Consider the following 25,701-nt stretch of genomic DNA (forward strand, 5'->3'; position numbering starts at 1 on the left):
GTCACTGCTTTATTCTGTTTCTTCTTCAGGTTCTAGTTCTGTGATTTGAACTTTTACCTTGGTAACACGTCCATTTTTCACCTTATCATTGGTCAGAACGATTTGCTTGTTTTGACTGACCAGTTCATAACTGATTTTTTCAGTTGTTGGAATCGTACCAACACCCGTCAAATAATAACCAGCGATGGTATCAACGTCATCGCTTTCCAATTCAACATTAAAGTAGGCATTGAAGTCATTAAGAGTCATCGTTCCTTGAACGATGTAGGTATCGTCTCCAATCTGGTGAACCTCAATTTCTGCCCTATCCGTCTCGTCATCAATCTCACCGACAATCTCCTCCAGCAGGTCTTCCAGTGTGACCAGTCCAGCCATACCACCGTATTCGTCTAGTAAGATGGCCATTTGGTTTTGGGTATTTCGAAGCTCTTTAAGGAGGTCGTCCACAAAGATGGTCTCAGGCACAAATAGTGGTGTTTGGAGGATTCGTTTCCAGACAATATTTTCAAAGCCATCTGCATAGGCGGCGTTTAGCAAACGCTTGGTATGAATCAAACCAATCACATTGTCCTTATCCCCATCATAAACAGGGATACGTGAGAAATTTTGCTTTAGAATACTTTGGATAATCGTTTGACTGTCATCCTGAATATCTACCATAAAGGCATCTGTACGAGGCACCATTAGCTCACGAGCCATTAGTTCATCTAGAGAAAAGATCCCCTGTAGCATTTCAATTTCATCTGCATCCAGTGTTTCTTCGCTCTTAGTCAACATGTACTCAATTTCATCTCGAGTCATTTTTTCATCCGCATCATCAAAGGTCATTGGCGTTAAACGACTCAAGAGATTGGTTGAAGCAGATAACAACCAGACAAAGGGACTTACAATCTTTCCAAGACCAATAATAATTGGTGCTGTTCGAATTGCCAAAGCATCTTTGAGATTGAGGGCAATCCGTTTAGGATAGAGTTCACCAAAAACAATAGAGATGTAGGTCAAGAATGCCAAAGAGAGGAGGCTTGCAATGGCATAAGCTGTTTCTCCATTCCCCATCCAAGATGCAATTACTTGTCCAAGTGTATCTGCCAATTTTGCCCCTGATAAGATCGTGATTAAGGTGATACCGACTTGAATGGTTGATAAAAAGTGGTTAGGATTTTCAAGTACCTTTAACAAACGAATGTAACGTTTGTCTCCCTCTTCTGCCTTTTGCTCCACTCGGGAACGGTTTAGTGACACCATCGCCATTTCAGTGGCTGAGAAAAAAGCATTTAACAGGGTCAAGATAAATAACAATACAAACTGTAGCAACAAATTCTGACTGCTCGGGTCTTCCATAGTCCTTCTCCTAAAATAGTATCTTGTGTTCCATTATATCATAAAATCCATCAGGATTCACATTATTTTTCATTTAAAGAATAACTCCCCTGCCTCTATAAGACAAAGGAGCTATTTTTATTGTATCTATTGTTTCTAGTCCGTCACTGTTACTTGACCCGTTTGGTAATCAAGCTGGATTCCCTTTTGAACATTGGGGATTAGGACATTGAATTCCAATTCGCCATCTGAAGACTTGGCTTCGATTTGTGAAGCGGATGGAACTAGATCCTCATTTGTCGCATAGTGGAGAGTTACCCGATAACGGACCCTCTTATTTTGGTCCAAGGCTTTTCTGACCAAACTCTCATAGTAGTTCTGACCTGTCGAATCTTCAGCCTGAGCCTGGTTGGCCCAAGCTGTCTGAACTGCAATGTTCTTGGGATTACTGGTTGAAGCATCAAAGCCATCCAAACCACCTATCAAGGCATAGCCCAGCAGGTGCCCCCTATCAACTGCATGTGTATAGGCTCCCTTTAGATTCTTAACCTGATGCCATCCTGGTGGCGTCCAAGAGGTAGATCCATTTCCAGTTTCTTCACGATTCTTATACTGCCGAGTCGCTTTGGATAAGATGGCATTGGCAACAGTTGGAACTGTTTCTTTTCCCACTGTCTTTGTTTTATTATCCGCATAGGGTTTGCTGGAAACCTTGGCATCTAGATTGGTTTTATTGCCATTGACAATGAAGGCCCCTGCTCCATTCCACTCGAGCCCCCCCTTGATTTGATTTTTGATTGACTCAGTTAAGACACTTTCAGCTAGCTCCTGACTGGGAGCTTCTGAAGCTTGTTTTTTCTGACTAACCTTGGTTCTAGGGGTGTTTGGCGCTGTCTGCATCTGCTTGATATAGTAGCTTCCAGCAGCCAAGAGTAAGAATATAAGTAACCCGATCAGAGCTTGTCTTGTTTTTTTGTCCATTTTTCTCCTTATTTCTTTAGAAAAAGACTGGTCTCCCAGTCTAATTTCCTGTAAATTTGCTAATCAATTCCTGCCACTTTGCTGGAGACAAGATTGCCCATGGATCCTGTCCCTTTCCTAGGATGCCATAACCAACCATCAAGCCGATTCCTAAAGCCAGAAAGCCTAGCAATAGTACGATAAAAATCAACAGTAAACGACGGAGTACATAGCGTAAGTTTTTATTCTTCTTCATCATTTGCCTCGATTCGCTGAATCTTCGCTCCTAGCTGAGCCAATTTCTCATGGAAACGGTAGTAACCTCTATCAAGGTGGACTAACTTACCAACAACTGTTTCTCCCTGCGCCACCAGACCTGTCAAAATCAAAGCAGCACTAGCGCGAAGGTCCGTTGATAGAACTTCTGCACCCTGTAAAGCCTGTCCCCCAACAATACGAGCTGTGTCACGGATAATCTCTGAATGCAAGCCCATACGGCGCATTTCCTCTAAGTGTTGGAAGCGATTCTCAAACACCGTTTCCACCATGGTGGATTCCCCTTTTGCGACTGTCATCAGAGCTGTAAATTGCGCCTGCATATCTGTTGGAAATCCTGGGTGCGGTAAAGTTTTTACATGAACAGCCTTGAGATTTTCAAGTTGAGAACGAACACGGATGCCTTCTGACTCCTCTGTCACTTCAACACCCATTTCAAGTAGTTTTGAAATTAAGGGGCGATTGTGCTCCCAAACTGCATCACGAACGAGGACATCGCCACCTGTCATAGCTGCAGCCACCATAAAGGTTCCTGCTTCGATACGGTCCTGTACCACATTATGAGTTGTTCCATGGAGTTCCTCAACACCAGTCACTGTGATTGTTTCGGTACCAGCTCCCTTGACCTTGGCTCCCATTTCATTAAGGAGAATAGCGAGGTCAACAATTTCCGGCTCACGCGCAGCATTTTCAATGACCGTCACACCGTCAGCTAGAGTTGCCGCCATCATGAGGTTTTGTGTTGCGCCGACACTTGGGAAGTCCATGTAGATATGAGCGCCATGCAGGCGTTCTGCCTTGGCTTCGATGTAACCAGCTGTCTGGGTAATCTTTGCCCCCATAGCTTCCAAACCTTTGAGGTGGAGGTCGATGGGACGACTCCCGATGGTACATCCCCCTGGCATAGAAACTTTGGCATGGCCTACACGAGCAAGGATTGGTCCCAAGACAACGATGGATGCCCGCATCTTGCTGACATACTTGTATGGAGCTTCCTCCGTGATATCACCAGTCGCATCAACCTCGACAACATGAGCTTCCTCATCAAAGTCCACCTTGGCATTCAGACCTCGAACCACTTGATTCATGGTGAAAACATCTGACAAGATTGGGACATTCTGCAAGACTGTCTTACCCTTGCTTGCTAGAATAGTCGCTGCCAACAAGGGCAAGACTGCATTCTTTGCTCCCTCGATCGTCACACTCCCGACCAGACGATTATCCCCGCCTTGAACCACAATTTTTTCCATAGTTGTTTCCTTTACTTTTGATTTTATAATAGTCCTCTAAGTGCTTCTTGCCACAGTTGGTACAAACTGATAAAGAATGAACTCAAGATGTAGCCCATCACAATACTAAAGAAGCCTACCAACAAACGAACTTTTTTTGTGTTAGTAGCGGTCACTTTTATAACCTTTTCCCATCTCACAAGATCCTTCAAAAGGTAAAAACTCAAATAAATAAAGAGTATATGACTACTTAGAGTGAATAATAATTGAACCATTTGACTATTATACCATCTTATCCGCTTGCGCGCTAGTTTTCAATTTTTCTACGAATTAGGGATTGTTTTTAAGGTAATCAATTGCATCCTGCAAAGTCTTAACGGGAACGATTTTCATCTCTGTTTTGATCGTTTTAGCAGCTTCTAGAGCTGTTTCATAGTTGCTTTTAGCATTTGGATCTGCTTTTTTTGCTTCCTCAGTGACTGGATTGTCAGGAGCAAAAAAGATGTTGGCTCCCTGACGAGAGGCTGCAACTACTTTTTTGTCAATTCCACCGATGTCGCCAACATTTCCATCGCGATCAATGGTTCCCGTTCCCGCAACAATGCGGCCATTACGAAGTCCTGGATCTGCTATCTGGGTGTAGATAGCGAGACTAAACATGAGACCTGCACTTGGCCCACCGATACCAGCTGTGGAGAAGCGAATTGGAACGTCACTGGTCACTTCCGTACGGTCAATCAAACCAATCCCAATACCGTTTTTCCCGTTTTCAAGAGTGATAATTTTACCTTCTGCAGACTTGACTTTTCCGTCTTCCTCATAGGTTACCTTGACCGTATCTCCTAATTGTTGAGAATTAACATAGTCGACCAAGTCTTTTGAACTGTCAAATGTTTTGTCATTAACAGCCGTCACGGTGTCTGCTATGTTCAGAATGCCCTTAAAAGTTGAATTGTCCGTCACGGTCAAGACGTAGACTCCCAGATACTTGAGTTCGATATCCTTTCCAGCCGTCTTCAATCCTTGATACTTGGCCATGTTTTGAGAAGTTTGCATGTAGAACTGATTGATCCGCATAAACTCTGCATCAGTAGAGCCACCCGTAGTCTCCTTGGCACTTCTAATATCTGTGAAAGGTGTTAACCAAGCATAGACAAGATGCGATAGGGTTGCGTGTCGAATACCGACTGTTACAAACTGGTAAGCTCCTGCTTCTGTGTCTTCTGTTTCATTGACTTTCAAAACGCGACGAATATCTTCCGCTCCACCTGGAACTTCTATGTAGTAAGGTAAAGGTACTACAAAGGCTAAAAAGGTCAATACTAGTGCTAGGATGACATATAAGGGCCATCTAGTTTTTTTCTTCATGTTCTAATTCCTCCACAACACTGTTTGGGACATATTGCTGAATCTCCTGACCAAACTTCAAAAGTTCTCTCATGGCTGAAGAACTAATATAAAGATGCTCTGGGCGACTATATAGGTAAATGGTTTCGATTTCTGGAGCCAGTTGATGATTGTAGTAGTCAAAACTAGACTCATATTGCAAGTCGGTGGCATTTCGCAAGCCACGGACAAGGGTTTTGGCTCCCAGTCTCCTTGCAACTTCGACTACCAATTCATCATGAGAAGCCAGCACCTCTACACTACCTAAATGCGCCACAGCTTTTTCGACTGCTCGTTTGCGATTTTCAACAGGGAGAAAACCTTGTTTGTGGGGATTGTAGAACACCCCGACATAAAGCTTATCAAAGAGTTTGCTGGCGCGTTCAATGATGTCCAGATGTCCATTTGTCATCGGATCAAATGATCCTGTAAATAATCCAATTTTATCTGACATAGACCGTCACCTTACTAATCCCATATATTTTTTCCTTCCAGATGCCTAAGCAGGCGATTTCTTCTGGTAGTTCTACAGACTTATCGGTTTCGCAGACAACCATGACCTCTTCGGAGAAAAGGTTTCTTTCTGCCATTTTTTCGATATCTGCAACGATTTGTTCCTTGGCATAGGGAGGGTCTAAAAAGACCAGGTCAAAGGGATCATTCACATGCTCCAAGGCTCGTTCAGCCTCCATCTTTAAGAGCTGAAATTTGGAAACTTCCTTGGTCATTTGGATATTTTCAGCGATGATACCTTGTGCCTTTCGATCCCGTTCCACTAAGACAGCATGGGACATCCCACGCGAGACTGCCTCAATGGATAAACCACCACTGCCAGCATAGAGATCCAAGACACGACCACCCTCAAAATAGGGACCTATCATGTTAAAGATAGCTCCACGCACCTTATCCGATGTCGGCCTCGTCGTCTTGCCTTCTAGCGTCTTGAGGGGTCGCCCCCCGTAGATTCCTGATACGATTTTCATACCGTTTATTATACCAAATTATAGGCAAAAAGAGAAAGAAAACCGAACCTTGCGGTTCGATTCTCTACAAAATATTTTCATACGTATCGCGAACTTCTTGAGGCCAAACACTGGTCTGGACCTCTCCGATGTGTTTCTTACGAAGAAGGAACATGGCCATCCGAGACTGTCCAATCCCCCCACCGATTGTCAATGGAAAAAGACCGTTGAGCAGTGCCTTATGCCATTCCAACTCCAGACGATCTTCGTCTCCTGTAAGAGCCACTTGGCGACGAAGGGTATCTTCATCTACCCGAATCCCCATTGAGGAAAGCTCAAAGGCACAGCCAAGAGATTCGTTCCAAACTAGAATATCCCCATTTAACCCTTTGTAGCCATTTTCAGACTCTGTTGTCCAGTCATCATAGTCAGGTGCGCGGCCGTCATGAGGTTTTCCGTCAGGCAATTCCCCACCAATACCAATCAAGAAGACTGCCCCGAATTCTTTACAGATTGCATTTTCACGCTCTTTTGGTGTCAAGTCTGGGTAACGTTCTACCAACTCTTCTGTATGGATAAAGGTGATTTGTTTTGGCAAGATGGATTCGATATCATAGCGAGCTTCTACTGCTAGCTCTGTTAGACGAATAGCCTTGTAAATCTTCTCAACGGTTTCTTTGAGATAGGCGATATTGCGTTGACCATTTGGGATAACCTTCTCCCAGTCCCACTGATCCACATAAACTGAGTGGGTCGCGTCGAGCGAATCTTCGTCTGGACGAAGGGCCTTCATGTGAACAAACAGACCCTCACCTTCACCGAAACCAAAACGAGCCAAGGTGTGACGTTTCCATTTGGCAAGTGAGTGAACGACTTCATAAGTTTCATCTGGAATCTGCAAAACCTTGACAGACACTGGATTTTCGACACCTGACAGGTTGTCCTGCATCCCATCCCCGACCTTGCTCAAGATAGGACCTTGAACTTCAACAACTTCTAACTTATCTTTCAAATACTGGGTAAAAGTGTTTTTGACAAAGGAAATTTCTTCTTGTTGATGAATAAAACTTTTCTTCATAAACAGCTCCTCAAAAATTAGTTAAAAGCATTATACACCTATTTCCAAGAAAAGAAAAGAGTAAATAAGAAAAAGTCAGTGCTCTTTTGAACACTGACTCTGTTATTCATTAATCGTTTCGACCAAAGATTCGTAAGATGCTAAGGAAGAGGTTGATAAAGTCTAGATAGATGCTAAGCGCCATTGAGATGACCCAACCTGTCGCTACTTGTCCTCGTGACTGTTCATAAACATAGCGAATCTTTTGGTTGTCCCAAGCAATCAAACCTGAGAAAACCAAGACCATGGCAATACTAATCATGTAGTCAAAGAAGCTATTGGCTAAAAATAGATTCACAACCATGGCAATGATGAGACCAACAAGCGCCGCCATCAAAGCTCGGCCCATTCCACTCAAATCTTTCTTGGTGAAAATTCCGATTGCCGCCATGACAAAGAAGAGAAGGGCACTGGATACAAAGGCTGATAAGACGGTCCCAGGTGTATAGAAGGCTACGACAAAACTCAGCGTAAAGCCATTTAAAACAGAATAAACTAAAAATACTGGGAGAGCTGCTGGACTATTTTTGGCAGCCATGCTACTTGCAACAAAGACTAGAGCAAGTTCTGCAAAAGTTGCAATAATCAGCCAGAGACGGCCATGCGTTAAAAAGTAGACCAATTGGGACTGAAAGACTGTCAACATCAAAGCTGACACGAGAGCTGATAGACCAATCCCAAGTCCCACAAAAGCATAAACCTTAGCGTAAAATTGATTGAGACCTGAACGTTCTTGAATAATCGTTTGATTCATTCTGATTCTCCTTTTTCTATAAATATGTCTTGATTATAACAAAGTTTTTATAAATTAGCTGAAATAAAACATCAAAATACCTGCGGCAACCGCCACATTGAGACTTTCCGCTCGACCTTTCATGCCTATATGAACCAGCTGATCAGCACTCTCAGCCATGACAGAACTAATCCCCTGCCCTTCATTTCCCATGACTAAAACAAAGTTCTCTAGTGAAGAAAGCTCACGATAATCCTTTGACTCTCTCGATAAGGTCGTTGCCAGAATGGGCAAATTGCTCTTCTTTGTCTCTTCTACAAAGGTGGCAAGAGGCAGACGATAGATGGGCAAGTGAAAATGACTTCCTTGCATGGAACGCAGGGTCTTAAGACTGTAGATATCTGCTGACTTGTCTGAAACAATGACTCCTGTAAAACCTGCCGCATCCGCCGTCCGAATCATGGTGCCCACATTACCAGGATCTTGAACATCCTCTAAAAATAGATACTTGCCCTGATGGAGATCAGGCAGTCCCACTTCTTCTTTTTGAATCACTGCAACAATCCCTTGAGGAGTTTGCGTATCTGCCAAATCTAGCAAAATCTCCTCTGAAACCCAGATAGTTTGAGGAAAAGCAGCTAGCTGATCTCGGTAACTTTCTAGGGCAAAGACCTTTTCAATCGTCACTCCTGCTTGAACAGCTTCTTCAAACAAGTGCCAGCCCTCAATCAAATAAGCAGACTTTCGATATTTTTTTTGATGTAATTTCTTGGCATTTTTTACCACAGAATTGGCTTTTGAGGTTATAATAGTCATAGAAACATTATAACACAATCAAAGGGGTTTGGTATGCAAAAGGTTAGAATGATTGCCCAAGGCAGGGTGCAGGGTGTTGGTTTTCGTTGGGGTGTTTATACTTTAGCTCTTGAAATCGGTGGCATCACTGGTCGTGTCTGGAATAACGATGATGGAACAGTCGAAATCCTTGCTCAAGCAGATTCCTCCGCCACTATGGCAAAATTTATCCAAGAAATCCGAAAAGGTCCGACACCTTTTTCAAAAGTTACCTATCTAGATGTACAAATGAGCAACTTTTCATCCTATTCTGACTTCAAAGTCGCAAATTAGGTCTCTAGAACTATTGTATATTTTACAAAAAAACAGTAGAATAGAAAGGTATAATTTTTAAAGAAGGAATGAAAACATTGAAATCTATTAAACGTTTTGCCCTCTCTGCTATGGGAGTGGCTATGCTACTCGTCTTGACAGGCTGTGTCCAAGTAGACAAAGCAACAGGACAACCTACAGGATTGATTTGGAATACCATCGGAGCACCAATGGCTGAAGCTATCAAGTACTTCGCTACTGATAAAGGTCTAGGCTTTGGTGTGGCTATCATTATCGTAACTATTATCGTACGCTTGATTATCTTGCCACTCGGTATCTACCAATCATGGAAGGCAACGCTTCACTCTGAAAAGATGAATGCCCTCAAACACGTACTCGAACCACATCAAACACGCCTCAAAGAGGCAACAACTCAGGAAGAAAAACTAGAAGCACAACAAGCTCTCTTTGCTGCACAAAAAGAAAACGGCATCAGCATGTTCGGTGGTGTAGGATGCTTCCCTCTCCTCATTCAAGCGCCTTTCTTCTCTGCTATCTACTTTGCAGCCCAATACACTGATGGAGTAGCTAGCTCTACCTTCTTGGGTATCGATCTTGGTTCACCAAGTCTGCTCCTTGTCGCCTTCGCTGGTATCCTCTACTATCTCCAATCACTCCTCTCACTTCACGGAGTAGAAGACGAGATGCAAAGAGCACAGCTCAAGAAAATGATTTACATGAGCCCACTCATGATTGTCTTCTTCTCCTTCTTCGCACCAGCCAGTGTGACCCTTTACTGGGTTGTCGGTGGTTTCATGATGATTCTCCAACAGTTCATCGTTAACTATGTTGTTCGTCCAAAACTTCGTCAAAAAGTACGTGAAGAATTTGCCAAAAATCCACCAAAAGCAAGTTCAGCATCAACTACAGGCGGGCGAAAAGATATCACTCCTAACCAAGCAACTGCAATTACGACTACTAAGAAACATAAAAAACGTAATGCTGGTAAACAACATTCTAGAAAATAAGGTAACGGCTTAGCTGAAAGGCTAGGCCTTTTCTGCATCACAAAAGCCTGATGTTCCCATCAGGCTTCTTTTTATCCATGTACACGCTTCATATAGTCTTGATAGCTTTCTGTATCCATGAGTTTTTTGGCATTCTTGACACGGTCTGCTGTTGGTGGTTTTACCCCTTCAAGTGAGTATGGAATTCCAAGTTCACGCCACTTGAATTCTCCCATAGTGTGATAAGGTAGGATTTCAAACTTGTCAACGTTTTTGAGGGTTTTGACGAATTTACCGAGTTCAATCAAGTCCTCATCTCTGTCTGTCAAGCCTGGAACCAGCACATGGCGAATCCACACAGGCTTCCCAATGTCTGATAGATATTTTGCACAGGCCAAGATGTTTTTATTGGTTTGGCTGGTAACAATCCTGTGTTGTTCGTCGTTGATCTCCTTGATATCCAAGAGAACCAAATCTGTCACAGCCATGAGTTTATTAAACTTTTCGAGATAACGTGGTTTATTACGGAACGGAAGGGCACAGGTATCCAAGGTACAGTGGATTCCTTTTTCCTTGGCCTTGGTAAAGAGGGCAATCAAGAAATCAATCTGCAAGAGGGCTTCTCCACCACTGACAGTGATTCCTCCCTTGTCTCCCCAGAAACCACGGTAGCGAAGGGCTTCTGTCAAGACATCGTCTACTGTCCGTCTTCGTGATTTATTGGTCTCCATAGCCCATGTATCGGGGTTATGGCAGTATTGGCAACGCATCTGACAGCCCTGCAAAAAGACAATAAACCGAATCCCAGGGCCATCTACCGCCCCAAAACTCTCTGTCGAATGCACCATCCCTGTCACTTGTCCATAGTCAATTGTTTCTTCAGACATATCGTCACCTTCCTTGAAACCGTTTTATAGTTTTATTATATCACGAGTAAGGTGAAAAACAAGGTTTTTTTGTCTATTTTTTAGAAAGCAATCTGTTTTTCACTTTCATTTTCAATTTCTTTTAATGATCCGATTCAAAATCAAAACCATACAAGGTTGCGAAATAGTCCTCAGGGTGCTCTGCACGGCGGATTTGGCGGGCTTTTCCTTCTTCGGTATAGAGAATTTCTGCCGAGCGTAGTTTGGCATTGTACTGATAACCCATGGAGAATCCATGTGCACCTGTATCATGAATCACCAGTAAATCACCGATTTCTGTATAAGGTAGTTCGCGATTAATGGCAAATTTATCATTGTTTTCACAGAGTGAACCAACCACATCTACCACCTCAACAGGTTCATCTGGATGAGTCAGATTGGTGATATGGTGGTAGGCTCCATACATGGCGGGGCGCATGAGGTTGACTGCTGAGGCGTCCACGCCCAGATAGGTACGATAGGTTTTTTTCTTATGAGTGACTCTTGTGATCAAAGCTCCGTGAGGAGCTAACATAAAGCGGCCTAATTCGGTGAAAATCTTGACCTGACCAAGACCTGCTGGCGTAAGAACTTCTTCATAAACCTTACGCACACCTTCACCAATCATCGCAATATCATTCGGCTCCTGGTCTGGGCGATAGTTGACTCCGATTCCGCCGGAAAGATTGATAAAGTCTAGCGAAATACCCAACTTTTCCTTGATTTCAACAGCCAATTCAAAGAGCTGACGTGCCAACTCTGGATAGTAGAGATGGGTCACGGTATTGGATGCTAGGAAGGAATGAATCCCAAAAGTCCTAGCTCCTTTTTCCTTCAAAATCGCAAAGGCTTCAAAAAGCTGGCCCTTGGTCATCCCAAACTTGGCCTCCCCAGGGTTGTCCATGATATCTGTTCCTAGCTCAAAAACACCTCCAGGATTGTAACGACAAGAGATAATTTCTGGAATACCTGCCGCTCGCTCCAGATGTTCAATATCTTCAAAGGCATCCAAGTTAATAGTTGCACCCAATTCACGCGCATAGGCATATTCCTTGTCAGGCGTGTTGTTAGAAGAGAACATGATTTCAGAACCGGGGAAATCCAGTTTGTGGCTCATCAAGAGCTCCACGTAACTAGAACAGTCCACACCACAACCTTCCTCTTGGAGGATTTTCAAGATGGCTGGAGTTGGAGTGGCCTTAACTGCAAAATATTCTTTGAATCCCTTATTCCAAGAAAAGGCTTTGTTGACGGCTCTTGCTTTTTCACGAATCCCCTTCTCGTCATACAAGTGGAAGGGAGTCGGGAACTCTGCAACAATTGTTTCTAAATCTTCACGGCTGATAAATGGTGTTTTCATAAGCATCCTTCTATTCTGTTTGCAAAGAAAGGCTGGGACAATCGTTCCAACCTTTAGTTCTATCTCTTATTTGTCTTCGTCAAAGATATTTCCAATCTCAACATCGATGGATTGGTTCTTAACATCAATATTGGTTACTTTCAAGAGTGACTTGTAATCAAACTGCTTTTCACGTTCTTCTTGGGCATTGTCTGCAAAGACTGCGACACCAGCTAGTTCAGAGTCGAACTCACGCAAGAGACTAATCATCCCGTTGACCGTTCCGCCACCTTTCAAGAAGTCATCCACAATCAAGACACGACTGCCTGCCTTGAGGCTACGTTTTGAAAGGAACATTTTCTCAATGCGGTCACCGCTGGAACCTGATACGTAGTTGACACTGACCGTTGAACCTTCGGTAATTTTCAAGTCACGGCGCACAATGACAAATGGAACATTGAGGACATTGGCAACTGCATTTGCGAGTGGCACACCTTTTGTTGCTACTGTCATAACGGCATCGATTTTTTGGTCCATAAAGCTCTTGGCAATGATACGCCCAATATTTTTTAAAATGGCAGGTGTACTGAGCAAATCAGACAGGTAGATGTAACCACCTGGCAAAATACGGTCGCTTTCTGAAAGTTTGTCACGCAAGTCTGCGATCATTTCTTTGGCTTCATGACTAGAGATTGATGGTGTAAAGATAACGCCACCACCTGCTCCAGTTACAGTCTGAATATGACCGATTTCGATTTCCTCAAAGGCACGCTTGATAATCACAATGTCCTCTGAAATCGATGATTTAGCAGATTCGTACTTTTCTGCAAAGGTATTGAGACTTGTTAGTTTGTATGGATTATTAATCAAATAGTTGGAAATGACAACCATCCGATCACTTCTTCTTAATTTCATTTTTATTTACCATTCCATTTAATTTTGATATTTTATCCATTATACCACATTCACATAAAAAAACGAACATTATTGCGTAAAAAATGCTCGTTTTTCTTAAATTATTAATCTAAATCTGGTTTATAGAAGGAACGATTGTCCATAGCGAAGATTTTATTGGTCATCTCTCCTTTGTCCACCAAAGCTAGAGCTGTTGACATCATCATCATGCTGGCATCTAGATTGTCAATCATATGGATAATCTCTGCCTCCATAATGCGCGGACGGACTGGACTTCCATACTCCAGTAAGCCATGGTGACTGAGGATGACATGGCGCAGTAGCACCACTTCTTCCCTAGTATCATCGATGCCTAGTTCCATGACAGTCTTGGTAATTTCGCTATCGATGAGGGCGATATGACCGATGAGATTGCCTCGCACTGTGTACTCTGTCTGGTCTGGTCCCGTCAACTCAATAACCTTGGCCAAGTCATGCAACATAATTCCCGCATAGAGGAGGCTCTTGTTGAGCTGAGGATAAATCTCACTAATGGCATCTGCCAAGCGCACCATGGTTGCTGTATGATAGGCCAAACCCGTTTCAAAGGCGTGGTGGTTGGTCTTGGCAGCTGGATAGGAGTAGAATTCCTTATCATACTTGGTGTAGAGACTGCGAACGATACGCTGCCAGATAGGATTTTCAATCTTGAAAATCATTTGTGACATGTAGTCACGGATTTCCTTGACATCAACTGGCGACTTGACCTTGAAATCAGCTGGATCATTGGGTTCCCCAGGCTGAGGCAAGCGGAGAGTAATTTGATTGACTTGAGGAGTGTTGTTGTAAACTTCTCGACGTCCCTGCATGTGGACTACTTTCCCTGCGGTAAAGGCCTCAACGTTATGAGGTTGGGCATCCCAGAGCTTCCCTTCAATCTCGCCACTATCATCTTGGAAGGTAAAGGCTAGGTAGTTTTTCCCAGCACGCGTCTGTCTTAGGTCAGCTGACTTAATCAGGTAAAAACCTTCAAACAGCTCATCTTTTTTCATGTGACTAATCTTCATATTCTTCCTCATCTTCTTGGAAATGGAGTAGATCAAGCGCAGGCTCACCTTCTGATAATTCAATGTGACGGAGCGTCCGCTCGATAGCTGTGGTACGACGGTTTAATAATTCATCAATATTGCCAGAGGCATGTTGGAGATGCTTTTGTGCCTTGACCAGAATGCCTCCGAACTTGCCAAACTCGGTCTTGACGCTGGCAAGAGTCTTGCTGATATGGTCGGCACTCTTTTGGATATTGAGAGTCTTGAAGCCAACTGATAGAGAGTTAAGCAGGGCTGATAGGGTACTTGGGCCAGCAACAATAATCTGCTCCTCCCGTCTCAAATCATCAAAGAAGACCGGATTGCGAACAATCTCTGAGTAGAGTCCCTCTGTCGGAACAAACAAGACTCCAAAATTGGTCGTCCGCGGTGGCGCTATGTACTTGCTCTTGATATCCTTGGCAAAGCGCTTGACGATTGCTAGGAGTGACTTACGACAGCGTTCGATTTCGTCCTTATCGCCTGCTTCATAAGCTTCTTCTAAGCGGTAATAATCCGCCAGTGGAAACTTGGAGTCAATCGGTAAGTAGACATATTCCTGGTCGCCTTGCCCAGGTAACTTGATGGCGTACTCTACTCGCTCGCTGGAGTTCTCAACCGTAGCGTATTCTCTTTCGTACTGGGCAGGTGTCATGATGTCTTCGATGATTTGCCCCAGTTGCAATTCACCCAGAATCCCTCGCGTCTTGGTTCCAGAGAGAACCTTGTTAAGTGCACCAACATCACGGGCAACTGTCTGCATCTCTCCAAGGCCACGATTGACAGACTCCAGTTGCTTGGAAACTGTCTCGAAGGAAGCCTGCAAGCGCGTCTGTAAGGTCTTTTCCAACTTTTCCTCGACCGTCTGACGCATTTGTTCCAAACGTTGCTCATTTGATTCCTGCAAGGCTTGAAGGCGTTGGTCTGTCTTATCTCTGGTTTGAAGGAGATTCTCGTTCATCTCCTGTCTAACTTGAGTCAGGCCTTGGTGCAACTCCATTCGCACTTCTTGCAAACGGTCGCTGACAGCCACTTCCAAGTCTTTTTGGTCTAACTGACTGGCTTGTCTGGCTTGGTCAAAGCGGTAATCCAGTTGATCTGAAAGATTGTCTGCTTGATCCTCCAAACTCTTGGCTAGGTACTTGTCTTGCTTATCCTGCCTTTGCCAAATGAGAAAGAGTCCAACTAGGTTGGCAATTAATAATAGTAGTAATACAGTCTCCATCCTACCTCCTGTCCTTGCTATGCAAGACAACCACATAGCCATCTGGGCAAGTTACCGAAACTTCCCTATCTATATATTCGTTAGAAGTGTATACTTTTTTAAAGAAAAAATTCTCCTCTGTCAATTCGTACTTGGCACCAAGAATAGTCAGCTGGCTATCCCGAACTGGCATAAAGGCAAGATAGTCGTAGTCCGAGCGGGGCTCTAGTTGACTGGTTCCTTCTGGACAATAGGCAATCACATTTTGCCCATCCTCAATCGCTATCTGGCGCATATAGGGTACCAATTTGGGATTGCTAGGCAGAAAAACATTAGCCAGCATATGGTCAATACGACCACCAAGAGCACCGAAAATAGTTACCTGGGCCTGAGGATTTTGTTTAAAGATGGTCAAGAGAGCCAATTCCAGATCCGTATCATCTTTTTCTGGCTGGGCTTGGATAAAGCGCTGGGCACGATTTTGAATCAACTGACGTTCGTCTGCAGTCACCGAATCAAAATCCCCAACTGCTAGAGTGAGAGGAAGATCTTCTTCCAAGACCCAGAGCGAACCGCGATCCACACCGACAAAGCAATCAAAATCCGTCCGATAATGACTGCGTTCTCCGCCAGCAAAAACCGCTACTTTAGTCCAATTGTTTTCTGAGAGTTTGCACTCGTTCATTGACATCTCCCTTAAAGACATAGGACCCTGCTACAAAAACGGTCGCACCAGCTTCTTTAGCTTGAGCAATGGTTTGGTCATCAATCCCACCATCGACTTCAACTTCAAAGCTCAAACCTTTTTCCTCACGAAGGGCAACTAACTCTCGAACCTTGTCCATGGTTTCAGGCAGAAAGGCTTGTCCTCCAAATCCAGGATTCACTGTCATGACCAAGACTTGATCAACTAGGTGAAGAACGTGCTTAACGGCTTCAACAGGCGTACCAGGATTGATAACAACCGAAGGTTTGACACCAAGAGAGCGAATCTTTTGAAGTGCTCCATGAATATGAGGTGTTGCTTCTACATGGATGCTGATGATATCCGCTCCCGCACGCGCAAAGTCTTCTACATGATGTTCAGGATTTGCTACCATCAAGTGGCAGTCAAAGACCATCTTGCTATGAGGACGAAGAGCTTCGACCACACCTGCACCAAAACTGATTTGTGGTACAAAGTGCCCATCCATGATATCGATATGGGCATATTCTGCACCAGTTGCTTCTAGGCGTTTGATTTCACGTTCAAAGTTGGCATAATCTGCTGCCAGAATTGACGGAGCAATCTTGTATTGAGACATGGGTTTCTCCTTATTTTGGAATTTTTTTGCTGACTTTTTTATAGGTTTCTCTGCGATTTTCAATTTCACTGAGGAATTGCAGGTAGTTGTCAAAACGGAAGGTTGCAATGACACCTTCTTCTACAGCTGGCTTAACCACACAGGACGGCTCATGGGTATGGGTACAAGTACGGAACTTGCAATCTCGACTGACACTGGCAATCTCTGGAAAGGCCTGATTGAGGTCTTCAGCCGTTGACACTTCATAATCCAGTGATGAAAAGCCTGGTGTGTCCGCAATTTTACCCCCATTGAGGTTGTAAAAACTAACAGCTCGAGTGGTATGGCGACCACGACCTAGACTGTCTGAGATCTCTCCTGTTTCAAGATTGAGATCTGGTGCGATTTTATTGAGGAGGGTTGATTTTCCAACACCAGTCTGCCCCATAAAGACCGTCACTTTCCCTGTCAACAGGGGCAGGAGTTCCTCCTTACTGGTCACAAAGTCATAACCAATGGCACGATAGGTTTGTTGGTAAAAACTTAATTCTTCGCTATCTTCCAGCAAATCCATTTTGGAAATATAGACGATGGGATGAATGCCCTTGTGTTCCAAAAGAACCAAGAAACGATCCAACAAGTTGCTGTTGAAGTCCGGTTCCTTGACGGACATGATCACCACAGCTTGGTCAATATTGACAATAGGTGGACGAACCAGACTGTTTTTCCGTTCGTGAATTTTGAGGATATAACCTTCTGAATTTTCCTCGGCAGAAAAGTCTACCCAGTCTCCGACATAAGGTGTGTGGCCTTTTTTACGAAAATTCCCTCGCGCACGCGTCTGGTAAACTTGACCCTCACTCTCCACATAGTAGAAGCCCGCCAAGGCTTTAATGATTTGTCCCTTCATCTTAGAGCCCTTGTCCTTTGAGCGCATCAGCTAGGCTAGCAAATTCTTCCAAGCTGAGAGCTTCTCCACGTACACTTGGTGACAAACCTGCTTGATCCAAAGCCTTGGTCAACTTTTCCTTGACTTCATCAGTCTTGCCAAAGTAGCCTGTCAGGTTATTCCATAAGGTCTTGCGACGATGAGTGAAGCTAGCCTTGGAAACCTTAAAGAAGAAGTTCTCATCTTTTACTGCTACAGCCGGCTCTGGACGGCGTACCATTTTCAAAATGGCTGAGTCCACGTTTGGGGCTGGCACAAAGACCGTACGAGGCACGATGAAGGCAACCTTGGCTGTCATATAATACTGCACAGCAATCGACAAACTACCGTAAGCCTTGGTATTTGGCTGTGCTGAGATGCGATCCGCCACTTCTTTTTGCATCATGACCACAAACTCACTAAAAGGAATCCCACTCTCGATCAAGTGCATGAGAATAGGCGTTGTGATATAGTAGGGCAAGTTGGCAACTACCTTAATCGGCAGGTCTGGATTTTTGAAATTCTGGATATGCTGAGCTAGGTCAACTTTGAGAATGTCCTCGTTGACTACTGTTACATTGTCAAAATCACGCAGGGTATCTGCCAAAATCGGTACCAAACGGTGGTCGATCTCAAATGCCATGACTTGAGCTGCACGCTCAGCCAAAAATTCTGTCAAGGCACCAATCCCTGGCCCGATTTCGATGACATTAACCTGATCATCAATTTCAGCTGTATCCACGATTTTTTGAAGGATATTGGTATCCGTCAGGAAATTTTGCCCGAAGGACTTTTTAAAGGTAAAACCGTGACGCTCCAGCACTGCCTTGGTCACGCTATAATCTGCAATTCTCATTCATTCTCTTTTCTAATATGAACGACGATATATCCAAACAAAATCATTTCCTCTAGAGCCCTGATGAATCAGGTCTTTTAAATAAACATTTGGATTCGTCAGTTCTTTTGTTTCCGTATTATAACTTGTTATTGTCTTTCCACCATGTCGAAGAAACCATTCCGTATCCAATCCAGACAGATATCTATCCTTTTGAAGAAAACTACAAAGCTCCTCAACTGTCATATCCTCCGGGATATCAAGGTCCATCTGATGAGAAAAAACATCATCCCCCATGCAGATAGACTCTCTGTCAACTTATATTGTCATTTCGATCTGTCCTTATAAGTTTCTATTTTAATGCTATCAAAATAGATAATCCTAGAAATAAATCAACTATAATATATCGTCATATATACGAGGAACTATTTAACATCCCTTAACTTATCCTGGCTTCTTCCATTTTCATTAGGAACACATCAAACAACTCCATATACGGAATTTTCACTCACTATTGAAACAACTTGTAAAATCTGTTCTATTTTTTAAAATCTTTATCATTCATCGTTTGAAAAAGTCAATTGCTCAAGTAAGGCATAGAGTTTTTTCTGCTCTTCTTCTTCGTAAGCAGATCTATTTGCTTTTACTTCCCTGCATTTCTCGTCATACAAAAAACCGTCATATCCGTCTTCTGTAGATAAGGCTGTGTAGACTTTCGCCATTTCTTCAGGACTAATCGAAAATCTTGACTTGATTTTATAAAGATTTTTCATAAAAGCGCTGAGGTGATTATAGCGGCGCATATCTACTTTGACATTGGTCACACGAATTGCCTGAATTTTAATATCTTTCCAATGTTTCCGCATATAAAGCGACAGCATCAACAAGGCTAATTTATTCTGATAATAAGTCTTAGCAGGACTGTAATATTTTTGACCAGCTAAATTTTCAAAATCAAGTTTCATGAAGGGATAAAGCACTAGCCCCTGGGAAGAAATATTAATAATCCGTCCACTCTCTGACTTTTCCAACAAACCTTTCAACAGGAAAGAAAGCAGGAAGGGCGCAACAACATTGGTCGCAAATTGTTTTTCTAATCCATCCTTAGTCATGATGGGCTTTTTGACTGATAAATCAAAGTCAGCTGCATTGTTAATTAGAACGTCTAGAACGTCTTCTTTTTGAATATACTGTTCCGCTGCTTTCCTGACACTCTTCATATCAGATAAATCAGCCAAGATATAATCTACATGTGGATTTCCTGTCTGCTGACGAATTTCCTCACAAGCTTGCTCGGCAGCCTCTTGCCGCCTACAAAATAGGGTCACTGACCACCCTTTCTCAGCTAACTGCCTTGCAGCTTGATAGCCGATACCACTGTTACCACCGGTAATAATTACTTTTTCCATTTTTTACTCCTTTAAACTGAATATTTTGTCATAACTTCTTCCACTTCTGCTAAGGTCACCCCAAATAACTCTAATCGTTTGAGGAGTTGCTTGCCGTTGGAATAGCCAATGCGGAGCTGTTCGCCTAGATACTCTCGGCGCCTACGACTGTCTGCTCCCGCTAAGAAACCTAGGCGAATCAAGTCACTACGACTAATGTCAAACTCGTTCTCGTTTTCAAATTGCTCTGTCACCTGGGCCAGCGCTGTTTTTAGGTCTTCATAGCTGGCGTGTTCGATTCCCAGAGAACGTCCCTTGGACTTGGATTTGGGAACAGCCTCATCTCGCTTGAGAAAGGCATGCTGCGCCGTCGGAATAGCCGTCATAATCATGCGACGAATGCGCTCCCCATTAAAATCTGGATCTGTAAAGACAATGACTCCATGCAATTCATGCAGGCGCTGAATGCGTTCTATATCCTGGTCATCTATTGCGGAACCTCGTGTCTCATAGGTCTCTACATCAAAGTAACGTTTGAGATTGGCCGTATCATCGCGACCTTCAACCACGATGACTTGGGAAATTTTTTCTTTCATGATTGTTTTTCCAATCCAAAAATTCGCTCTGCATTTGCAGTCGTTGCTGCTGCTAATTCCTCGGTTGTCATCCCACGCAAGGCAGCAATAAAGTCCACCACATAGCGTGTGTAGGCTGTTTTGTTTTCACGGCCACGTTTAGGAACAGGAGCCAGGTAGGGCGCATCCGTCTCTACCAAAATTTTATCCAAAGGAAGCTCTCTAGCAGCTTCTTGGACATCTGTAGCTTTTTTAAAGGTCACCACTCCTGTGAAAGAAATGGTCATACCAAGCTCGATAAACTTCTCAGCCCACTCGAGAGAGCCTGAAAATGAATGCATGATCCCACCACGAGGACCAACGCCCTCACTCTTGATAATCTCATAAGTATCTTCTAGCGCATCACGAGTGTGGACCACAAAAGGCAAGTTCAAATCCTTAGACAGCTGAATCTGACGACGAAAAACCTGTTTCTGCACTTCCTTAGGTGCTGTCATCCAATGGTAGTCCAGACCAATCTCCCCCAAGGCAACAACCTTGGGATGTTTTATCTTTTCAAGCAAGTAAGCTTCGACCTCATCTGTGTAAGTCCCTGCTTCCGTCGGATGCCAGCCAATAGTTGCGTAGAGTTGCTCATACTCATCTGCCAACTCCAGGGCTCGTTCAATGGTTGGCTTATCAAAACCAACAATATTCATCTGTGTCACACCCATCTCAGCAGCCAAGGCGATTTCTTCTGCCTCACGGCCTGCAAATTCTTCTACATTTAAATGTGTGTGCGTATCAAAAATCATCTCTTCTAACCTCATTCTTCCATCTATTATACCAAAAATAGCATCCCTCGGCTTGGAAAAATATCCAAAAATCAGTCATTCTCCCTTGACTGCCCTTTTTCAAAGCAGTATAATAACACTTATTGAAATTTTCATCAAAGGAAAAGAAAATGTTTAGAAAATTAAAATATACCTTTATCGGTCAACCACTCAAGTCTCTCACAGACGGCGAAGGGGGATTACTTGGAAAAATGCAGGCACTTGCAATGTTATCCAGTGATGCCCTATCTTCTATTGCCTATGGGCCTGAACAAGTCATTCTCGTTTTAGTTAGTCTCTCTCCTCTCGCTATTTGGTGGAGCCTCCCTATCGGTATTTTTGTCCTCTTACTGCTCGCTAGTTTGACCATTTCCTATCGTCAAATCATCCACGCCTATCCTCAAGGTGGAGGGGCTTATATGGTCACTCGGGAAAACCTCTCCCCTGAACTAGGCTTGATTGCAGGGGGCAGCCTCCTTGTTGACTATATGCTGACAGTAGCCGTATCCGTTGCTTCTGGAGCTGATGCTATTACCGCAGCCATCCCTGCCCTCCATCCCTATAATCTTCATATCTCTATTTTCCTAGTCTGCCTGCTCATGCTCTTGAATTTAAGAGGATTAAAAGAATCTGCCAGCTCTCTGATGATTCCCGTCTATCTCTTTATCCTCAGTACCACCTTTCTCTTGCTTTATGGGTTCTTTCAACTATTTACAGGTTCCCTAAACTATCAGGCGACTTCAACCATTGGACAAACTGTTCCAAGCCTTTCCATCGTTCTCCTATTGAGAGCCTTTACCAGTGGCTCTGCCTCTCTGACAGGGGTTGAAGCTATTTCAAATGCGGTACCATTTTTCAAAACTCCGAAAGAAAAGAATGCTGCTCAGACCTTGACCATCATGTCGCTGATTTTAGGATTTCTTTTTGCAGGCATTACCTTCCTAAACTACTGGATGGGTATCACGCCTCAACACGGAGAAACCATCCTCTCGCAAATGGCCAAGGGTATTCTTGGTGATTCATTCTTTGGTCATGCTAGCTACTATCTCTTCCAGTTCTCGACAGCCTTAATTCTAGCTGTAGCTGCAAATACTGGCTTTTCAGCCTTCCCTATGCTGTCCTACAATATGGCCAAAAACAAGTACATGCCTCATCTCTTTATGGAAAAAGGGGATCGCCTTGGCTACTCCAACGGTATCTTAACTCTGGCTTTTGGAGCTATGATCCTTCTTCTCATTTTTAATGGGAATACCGAACGCTTGATTCCTCTTTATACTATCGGGGTCTTCGTTCCCTTTGCCCTTTCTCAGACTGGGATGATTCGCCATTGGAAAAAGGAAAAAGGAGCAAACTTCTTAAAATCTGCCTTCGCTAATATCCTTGGGGCCATCATTTGTTATGCTATTGTCCTCATTTTACTCCTCTTCAGACTGGGTGATATCTGGCCATTCTTCCCAATTATCCTAGTTTTAACTTTCCTCTTTTTGTCCATTCACAGCCATTACCAAAAAGTGGCAAAACAACTGCGACTCTACGAAGGAGTTGAAAAGCGCACTTATGACGGTAACCTTGTCCTTGTCCTAGTAGGAAATGTTACTCGAGTAAGTGTCGGAGCCATTAACTACGCTCAAAGTATCGGTGACGAAGTGTTGGCCATGCACATTTCTACTAAAGAAACGGCGGAAAAAGACCAAGAAATCCTCCAGGAATTTGCCGATTACTTCCCAAGTATCACTCTGAAGAATATCAATACCAGCTACCGCGACATCATCACCCCTAGTGTCAAGTATGTCAAACGAATCGCCCAAGAAGCTAAGCAAAAAAACTACACCGTTACAGTCCTTGTACCACAGTTTATTCCTAACAAGCCTTGGCAAAATATCCTGCACAATCAAATGAGCCTCAAACTAAAATACGCTCTCAGATGGCATGAAGACGTCGTTGTCGCTAGCTACTCTTATCACTTAAAAGAATAAACAAAAACTCAAAATCAGTAACTTATATCTGGTTTTGAGTTTTTTGTATGTGACCTTTTAAATGAACCCTCCATGAGTTCCATTTGAAATTGACAATTTCGTGGGCAATACACCCTTTAAGATAAAAACAAAAGCCAGTAGACTCGAGTTCCTACTGACTTCTTTGCTGAATTTGTTTGGATTATGCAGCCAAAACTTTGCGTCCTTTACGACGACGAGCTGCCAATACGCGACGACCGTTTTTAGTTGACATACGGTTACGGAATCCGTGTTTGCGCGCACGACGAATTTTACTTGGTTGATAAGTACGTTTCACGATGAATACCTCCTCATAGATTTTGTATTCGTTTAGCCGGCTATAAAGTGATCAGTTACTAAACATACTTTACTATTCTATCTGATTCTGATACTTTTGTCAATAGCTCTAGGCAAATGTTTCCAGCTTTTTCTCATGTAAGCCCTATCTACGATACTGTTTCAAGAAACGAGTCATCTTTTCTTGGATTTGTGCTAATTCATCCACACGAGGGAGGTAAACGATACGGAAATGGTCTGGTTCCTTCCAGTTAAAACCACGACCATGAACCAAGAGAACCTTCTCTTGCTTCAAGAAATTGAGGACAAACTGTTCATCATCATCGATGCGATACATATTGCGGTCAATTTTAGGGAAGATATAAAGTCCCGCCTTCGGCTTGACCGCAGACAAACCTGGGATATCTTGGATGGCATTGTAAATGAAGTTTCTTTGCTCGTAGATCCGTCCACCAGGAAGGAGCAATTCGTCCACCGACTGATGCCCACCTAGCGAGGTTTGTACGACTTGCTGGGCCAAAACGTTAGAGCAAAGGCGCATGTTAGACAGCATATTAAGACCTTCAATATAGCCCTTGACATGTGTCTTAGGTCCAGATAAGACCATCCATCCTATACGGAAACCAGCGATACGGTGAGATTTTGAAAGACCATTCATGCTGACACAGAAGACATCTGGAGCCAAACTAGCTACTGAGACATGCTCATGACCGTCCATGACCATACGGTCGTAGATTTCATCCGCAAAGATAATCAAGTCGTTTTGACGTGCAATCTCGATAATCTCCAACAAGAGTTTCTTGGGATAGAGAGCTCCTGTCGGATTATTTGGATTGATGAGAATAATAGCCTTGGTATTTGAAGTGATTTTTGACTTGATATCGTCAATATCAGGATACCATTCTGCATCCTCATCACAGATATAGTGGACGGCATTTCCTCCAGCTAGGCTGACAGCGGCTGTCCAGAGAGGATAGTCTGGCATAGGTACCAAGACCTCATCTCCATTGTCCAGAAGCCCCTGCATGGACATGACAATCAGTTCACTGACACCATTTCCAAGGTAGATATCATCAATATCCACATTTGGGAATTTCTTCAGTTGGCAATACTGCATGATAGCCTTACGGGCTGAGAAAATCCCTTTAGAATCAGAGTAACCTTCGCTATCACGCGCATTCATAATCAAATCATGAATGACCTCATCTGGCGCTGTAAAGCCAAATTCTGCTGGATTCCCTGTATTCAGGCGTAAAATCTTTTCTCCGTTTGCTCGCATCCGCATGGCTTCTTCTAAAACAGGACCACGGATATCATAAGCAACATGCTCTAGCTTGCTAGATTTGTTAAATTCTTTCATCTTTTTTCCTCAATTCGTCAGGATAGTAACATTATACCACTAGAAAGTCGCTGCGACAAGCTTCCATAAACAAGGAAGCAAAAGAAAAAACATTGACAAAGAGAATTCTCACCAATTCTCTTTTCTTTTATTTCTATATACGCACTAAGTCTATGACCAACAATATGGTTTAAAATATGATTTTTACTTTACTTCTTTAGTGAAAAGGGTTACAATAACAGTAAGAAAATTTCAGGAGGTTTCATTATGGCACAACGTTACCAAAATGTTATGGTCGCAATTGATGGTTCTAAAGAAGCGGATTTGGCTTTCGTCAAAGGTGTTTACACTGCTCTACGCAACGAATCCAAGCTCACCATTGCCCATGTTATTGACACACGCGCTCTTCAAAGCGTATCTACCTTTGATGCTGAAGTTTACGAAGAACTCCAAGCCGATGCTGAAAGTATGATGAAAGAGTATGAAAAGCGTGCAAAAGACGCTGGTTTAACGGATATCCACATCGTCATCGAAATGGGAAATCCAAAAACTCTCCTCGCTCGGACGATTCCGGACGCAGAAAATGTTGACTTGATTTTAGTTGGTGCTACAGGTCTCAATGCCTTTGAACGCCTCTTAGTCGGTTCTTCATCTGAATATATTCTCCGCCATGCAAAAGTTGATTTGCTGGTCGTGAGAGAAAGTGAAAAAACATTATAATTA

The 25,701-nt window shown here is 43.3% G+C and carries 30 protein-coding genes; 4 read left to right on the forward strand and 26 right to left on the reverse strand.

Annotated features, from left to right (window positions below):
- Positions 1-9 precede the first annotated feature (9 nt).
- The 11 genes from NMM25_RS07715 to NMM25_RS07765 all read right to left on the reverse strand — a co-directional run bounded on the left by NMM25_RS07715 (position 10) and on the right by NMM25_RS07765 (position 8,799).
- Entirely contained in the window at positions 10-1,341 is a 1,332-nt protein-coding gene (locus NMM25_RS07715) for a hemolysin family protein (RefSeq protein WP_254736467.1), read from the reverse strand.
- Between the two features lie 135 nt (positions 1,342-1,476).
- Positions 1,477-2,301: a DNA/RNA non-specific endonuclease gene (locus NMM25_RS07720; protein WP_254736468.1), complete on the reverse strand. Its 825-nt coding sequence runs from the start codon at positions 2,299-2,301 to the stop codon at positions 1,477-1,479.
- Positions 2,302-2,341: 40 nt separating this feature from the next.
- A complete protein-coding gene (locus NMM25_RS07725; protein ID WP_000739701.1) occupies positions 2,342-2,536 on the reverse strand; it encodes a DNA-directed RNA polymerase subunit beta in 195 nt (64 codons plus the stop codon).
- Complete coding sequence (murA, locus tag NMM25_RS07730) at positions 2,523-3,806, reverse strand: UDP-N-acetylglucosamine 1-carboxyvinyltransferase (protein WP_000411918.1); 1,284 nt, start codon at positions 3,804-3,806, stop codon at positions 2,523-2,525. The genes NMM25_RS07725 and murA overlap by 14 nt, the downstream gene beginning before the upstream one ends.
- A gap of 23 nt (positions 3,807-3,829) precedes the next feature.
- Positions 3,830-4,060, reverse strand: coding sequence for a DUF1146 family protein (locus tag NMM25_RS07735; RefSeq protein ID WP_070800425.1), 231 nt, complete (start codon positions 4,058-4,060; stop codon positions 3,830-3,832).
- A gap of 55 nt (positions 4,061-4,115) precedes the next feature.
- Positions 4,116-5,153 carry a SepM family pheromone-processing serine protease gene (locus tag NMM25_RS07740; protein ID WP_000730772.1) on the reverse strand — a complete coding sequence of 346 codons (1,038 nt, stop codon included), beginning with the start codon at positions 5,151-5,153 and terminating at the stop codon, positions 4,116-4,118.
- A complete protein-coding gene (gene coaD / locus NMM25_RS07745) occupies positions 5,137-5,625 on the reverse strand; it encodes a pantetheine-phosphate adenylyltransferase (protein WP_254736469.1) in 489 nt (162 codons plus the stop codon). The genes NMM25_RS07740 and coaD overlap by 17 nt, the downstream gene beginning before the upstream one ends.
- Entirely contained in the window at positions 5,615-6,154 is a 540-nt protein-coding gene (gene rsmD, locus NMM25_RS07750; RefSeq protein WP_254736470.1) for a 16S rRNA (guanine(966)-N(2))-methyltransferase RsmD, read from the reverse strand. Before rsmD ends, coaD begins: the two co-directional genes overlap by 11 nt.
- Positions 6,155-6,218: 64 nt before the next feature.
- The gene (gene asnA / locus NMM25_RS07755; RefSeq protein WP_000747998.1) at positions 6,219-7,211 is read right to left on the reverse strand and encodes an aspartate--ammonia ligase; all 993 of its coding nucleotides are present in this window, start codon (positions 7,209-7,211) and stop codon (positions 6,219-6,221) included.
- A 109-nt stretch (positions 7,212-7,320) separates the two neighbouring features.
- Positions 7,321-8,004 (reverse strand): Bax inhibitor-1/YccA family protein, encoded by a 684-nt coding sequence (locus tag NMM25_RS07760; protein WP_254736471.1) that lies wholly within the window; start codon positions 8,002-8,004, stop codon positions 7,321-7,323.
- Positions 8,005-8,058: 54 nt separating this feature from the next.
- A complete protein-coding gene (locus NMM25_RS07765) occupies positions 8,059-8,799 on the reverse strand; it encodes an RNA methyltransferase (RefSeq protein WP_084917521.1) in 741 nt (246 codons plus the stop codon).
- A 33-nt stretch (positions 8,800-8,832) separates the two neighbouring features.
- Here NMM25_RS07765 and NMM25_RS07770 point away from each other — a divergent pair, with 33 nt between their 5' ends.
- Together NMM25_RS07770 and yidC are read left to right on the forward strand one after the other, a co-directional pair.
- Positions 8,833-9,111: an acylphosphatase gene (locus tag NMM25_RS07770; protein WP_001174620.1), complete on the forward strand. Its 279-nt coding sequence runs from the start codon at positions 8,833-8,835 to the stop codon at positions 9,109-9,111.
- Between the two features lie 77 nt (positions 9,112-9,188).
- Positions 9,189-10,118, forward strand: a complete 930-nt coding sequence (yidC, locus tag NMM25_RS07775) for a membrane protein insertase YidC (protein WP_254736502.1) — start codon at positions 9,189-9,191, stop codon at positions 10,116-10,118.
- Positions 10,119-10,189: 71 nt separating this feature from the next.
- On the opposite strand, the gene pflA is transcribed toward yidC, so the two are convergent.
- The 13 genes from pflA to NMM25_RS07840 all read right to left on the reverse strand — a co-directional run bounded on the left by pflA (position 10,190) and on the right by NMM25_RS07840 (position 21,330).
- Positions 10,190-10,984 (reverse strand): pyruvate formate-lyase-activating protein, encoded by a 795-nt coding sequence (gene pflA, locus NMM25_RS07780; protein WP_009730688.1) that lies wholly within the window; start codon positions 10,982-10,984, stop codon positions 10,190-10,192.
- 121 nt (positions 10,985-11,105) lie between these two features.
- Positions 11,106-12,362: a diaminopimelate decarboxylase gene (locus NMM25_RS07785; protein WP_254736472.1), complete on the reverse strand. Its 1,257-nt coding sequence runs from the start codon at positions 12,360-12,362 to the stop codon at positions 11,106-11,108.
- Between the two features lie 66 nt (positions 12,363-12,428).
- Entirely contained in the window at positions 12,429-13,256 is an 828-nt protein-coding gene (purR, locus tag NMM25_RS07790) for a pur operon repressor (RefSeq protein ID WP_002874197.1), read from the reverse strand.
- A 104-nt stretch (positions 13,257-13,360) separates the two neighbouring features.
- Positions 13,361-14,302, reverse strand: a complete 942-nt coding sequence (locus NMM25_RS07795; RefSeq protein ID WP_254736473.1) for a 3'-5' exoribonuclease YhaM family protein — start codon at positions 14,300-14,302, stop codon at positions 13,361-13,363.
- Positions 14,292-15,548 (reverse strand): DNA recombination protein RmuC, encoded by a 1,257-nt coding sequence (gene rmuC, locus NMM25_RS07800; protein ID WP_254736474.1) that lies wholly within the window; start codon positions 15,546-15,548, stop codon positions 14,292-14,294. Before rmuC ends, NMM25_RS07795 begins: the two co-directional genes overlap by 11 nt.
- A gap of 1 nt (position 15,549) precedes the next feature.
- Positions 15,550-16,212 (reverse strand): thiamine diphosphokinase, encoded by a 663-nt coding sequence (locus tag NMM25_RS07805; protein ID WP_254736475.1) that lies wholly within the window; start codon positions 16,210-16,212, stop codon positions 15,550-15,552.
- A complete protein-coding gene (gene rpe / locus NMM25_RS07810; RefSeq protein WP_254736476.1) occupies positions 16,175-16,831 on the reverse strand; it encodes a ribulose-phosphate 3-epimerase in 657 nt (218 codons plus the stop codon). Before rpe ends, NMM25_RS07805 begins: the two co-directional genes overlap by 38 nt.
- 10 nt (positions 16,832-16,841) lie before the next feature.
- Positions 16,842-17,720, reverse strand: a complete 879-nt coding sequence (gene rsgA / locus NMM25_RS07815) for a ribosome small subunit-dependent GTPase A (RefSeq protein ID WP_254736503.1) — start codon at positions 17,718-17,720, stop codon at positions 16,842-16,844.
- Between the two features lies 1 nt (position 17,721).
- The gene (gene rsmA, locus NMM25_RS07820; RefSeq protein ID WP_254736477.1) at positions 17,722-18,594 is read right to left on the reverse strand and encodes a 16S rRNA (adenine(1518)-N(6)/adenine(1519)-N(6))-dimethyltransferase RsmA; all 873 of its coding nucleotides are present in this window, start codon (positions 18,592-18,594) and stop codon (positions 17,722-17,724) included.
- A gap of 12 nt (positions 18,595-18,606) precedes the next feature.
- On the reverse strand, positions 18,607-18,870 hold the full coding sequence (locus NMM25_RS07825) for a hypothetical protein (protein WP_254736478.1): 264 nt from the start codon (positions 18,868-18,870) through the stop codon (positions 18,607-18,609).
- 260 nt (positions 18,871-19,130) lie between these two features.
- A complete protein-coding gene (locus tag NMM25_RS07830; RefSeq protein WP_254736479.1) occupies positions 19,131-19,982 on the reverse strand; it encodes an SDR family NAD(P)-dependent oxidoreductase in 852 nt (283 codons plus the stop codon).
- Between the two features lie 11 nt (positions 19,983-19,993).
- Positions 19,994-20,557 carry a ribonuclease M5 gene (gene rnmV, locus NMM25_RS07835; protein WP_254736480.1) on the reverse strand — a complete coding sequence of 188 codons (564 nt, stop codon included), beginning with the start codon at positions 20,555-20,557 and terminating at the stop codon, positions 19,994-19,996.
- Positions 20,554-21,330: a TatD family hydrolase gene (locus NMM25_RS07840; protein ID WP_254736504.1), complete on the reverse strand. Its 777-nt coding sequence runs from the start codon at positions 21,328-21,330 to the stop codon at positions 20,554-20,556. The genes rnmV and NMM25_RS07840 overlap by 4 nt, the downstream gene beginning before the upstream one ends.
- A 149-nt stretch (positions 21,331-21,479) precedes the next feature.
- Between NMM25_RS07840 and NMM25_RS07845 the strand changes: the two genes are divergently transcribed.
- Positions 21,480-23,324 carry an APC family permease gene (locus NMM25_RS07845; protein ID WP_254736481.1) on the forward strand — a complete coding sequence of 615 codons (1,845 nt, stop codon included), beginning with the start codon at positions 21,480-21,482 and terminating at the stop codon, positions 23,322-23,324.
- 181 nt (positions 23,325-23,505) lie between these two features.
- Here NMM25_RS07845 and rpmH read toward each other — a convergent pair whose 3' ends face one another.
- Positions 23,506-23,640 carry a 50S ribosomal protein L34 gene (rpmH, locus tag NMM25_RS07850; protein WP_000831902.1) on the reverse strand — a complete coding sequence of 45 codons (135 nt, stop codon included), beginning with the start codon at positions 23,638-23,640 and terminating at the stop codon, positions 23,506-23,508.
- 144 nt (positions 23,641-23,784) lie between these two features.
- A complete protein-coding gene (locus NMM25_RS07855) occupies positions 23,785-24,999 on the reverse strand; it encodes a pyridoxal phosphate-dependent aminotransferase (protein ID WP_254736482.1) in 1,215 nt (404 codons plus the stop codon).
- A gap of 246 nt (positions 25,000-25,245) precedes the next feature.
- Here NMM25_RS07855 and NMM25_RS07860 point away from each other — a divergent pair, with 246 nt between their 5' ends.
- Positions 25,246-25,698: a universal stress protein gene (locus NMM25_RS07860; RefSeq protein ID WP_254736483.1), complete on the forward strand. Its 453-nt coding sequence runs from the start codon at positions 25,246-25,248 to the stop codon at positions 25,696-25,698.
- The last annotated feature ends 3 nt before the right edge of the window (positions 25,699-25,701 follow it).

The organism is Streptococcus sp. CF10-1, from assembly GCF_024295825.1.
In the GTDB taxonomy this organism is placed as follows: Bacteria; Bacillota; Bacilli; order Lactobacillales; family Streptococcaceae; genus Streptococcus.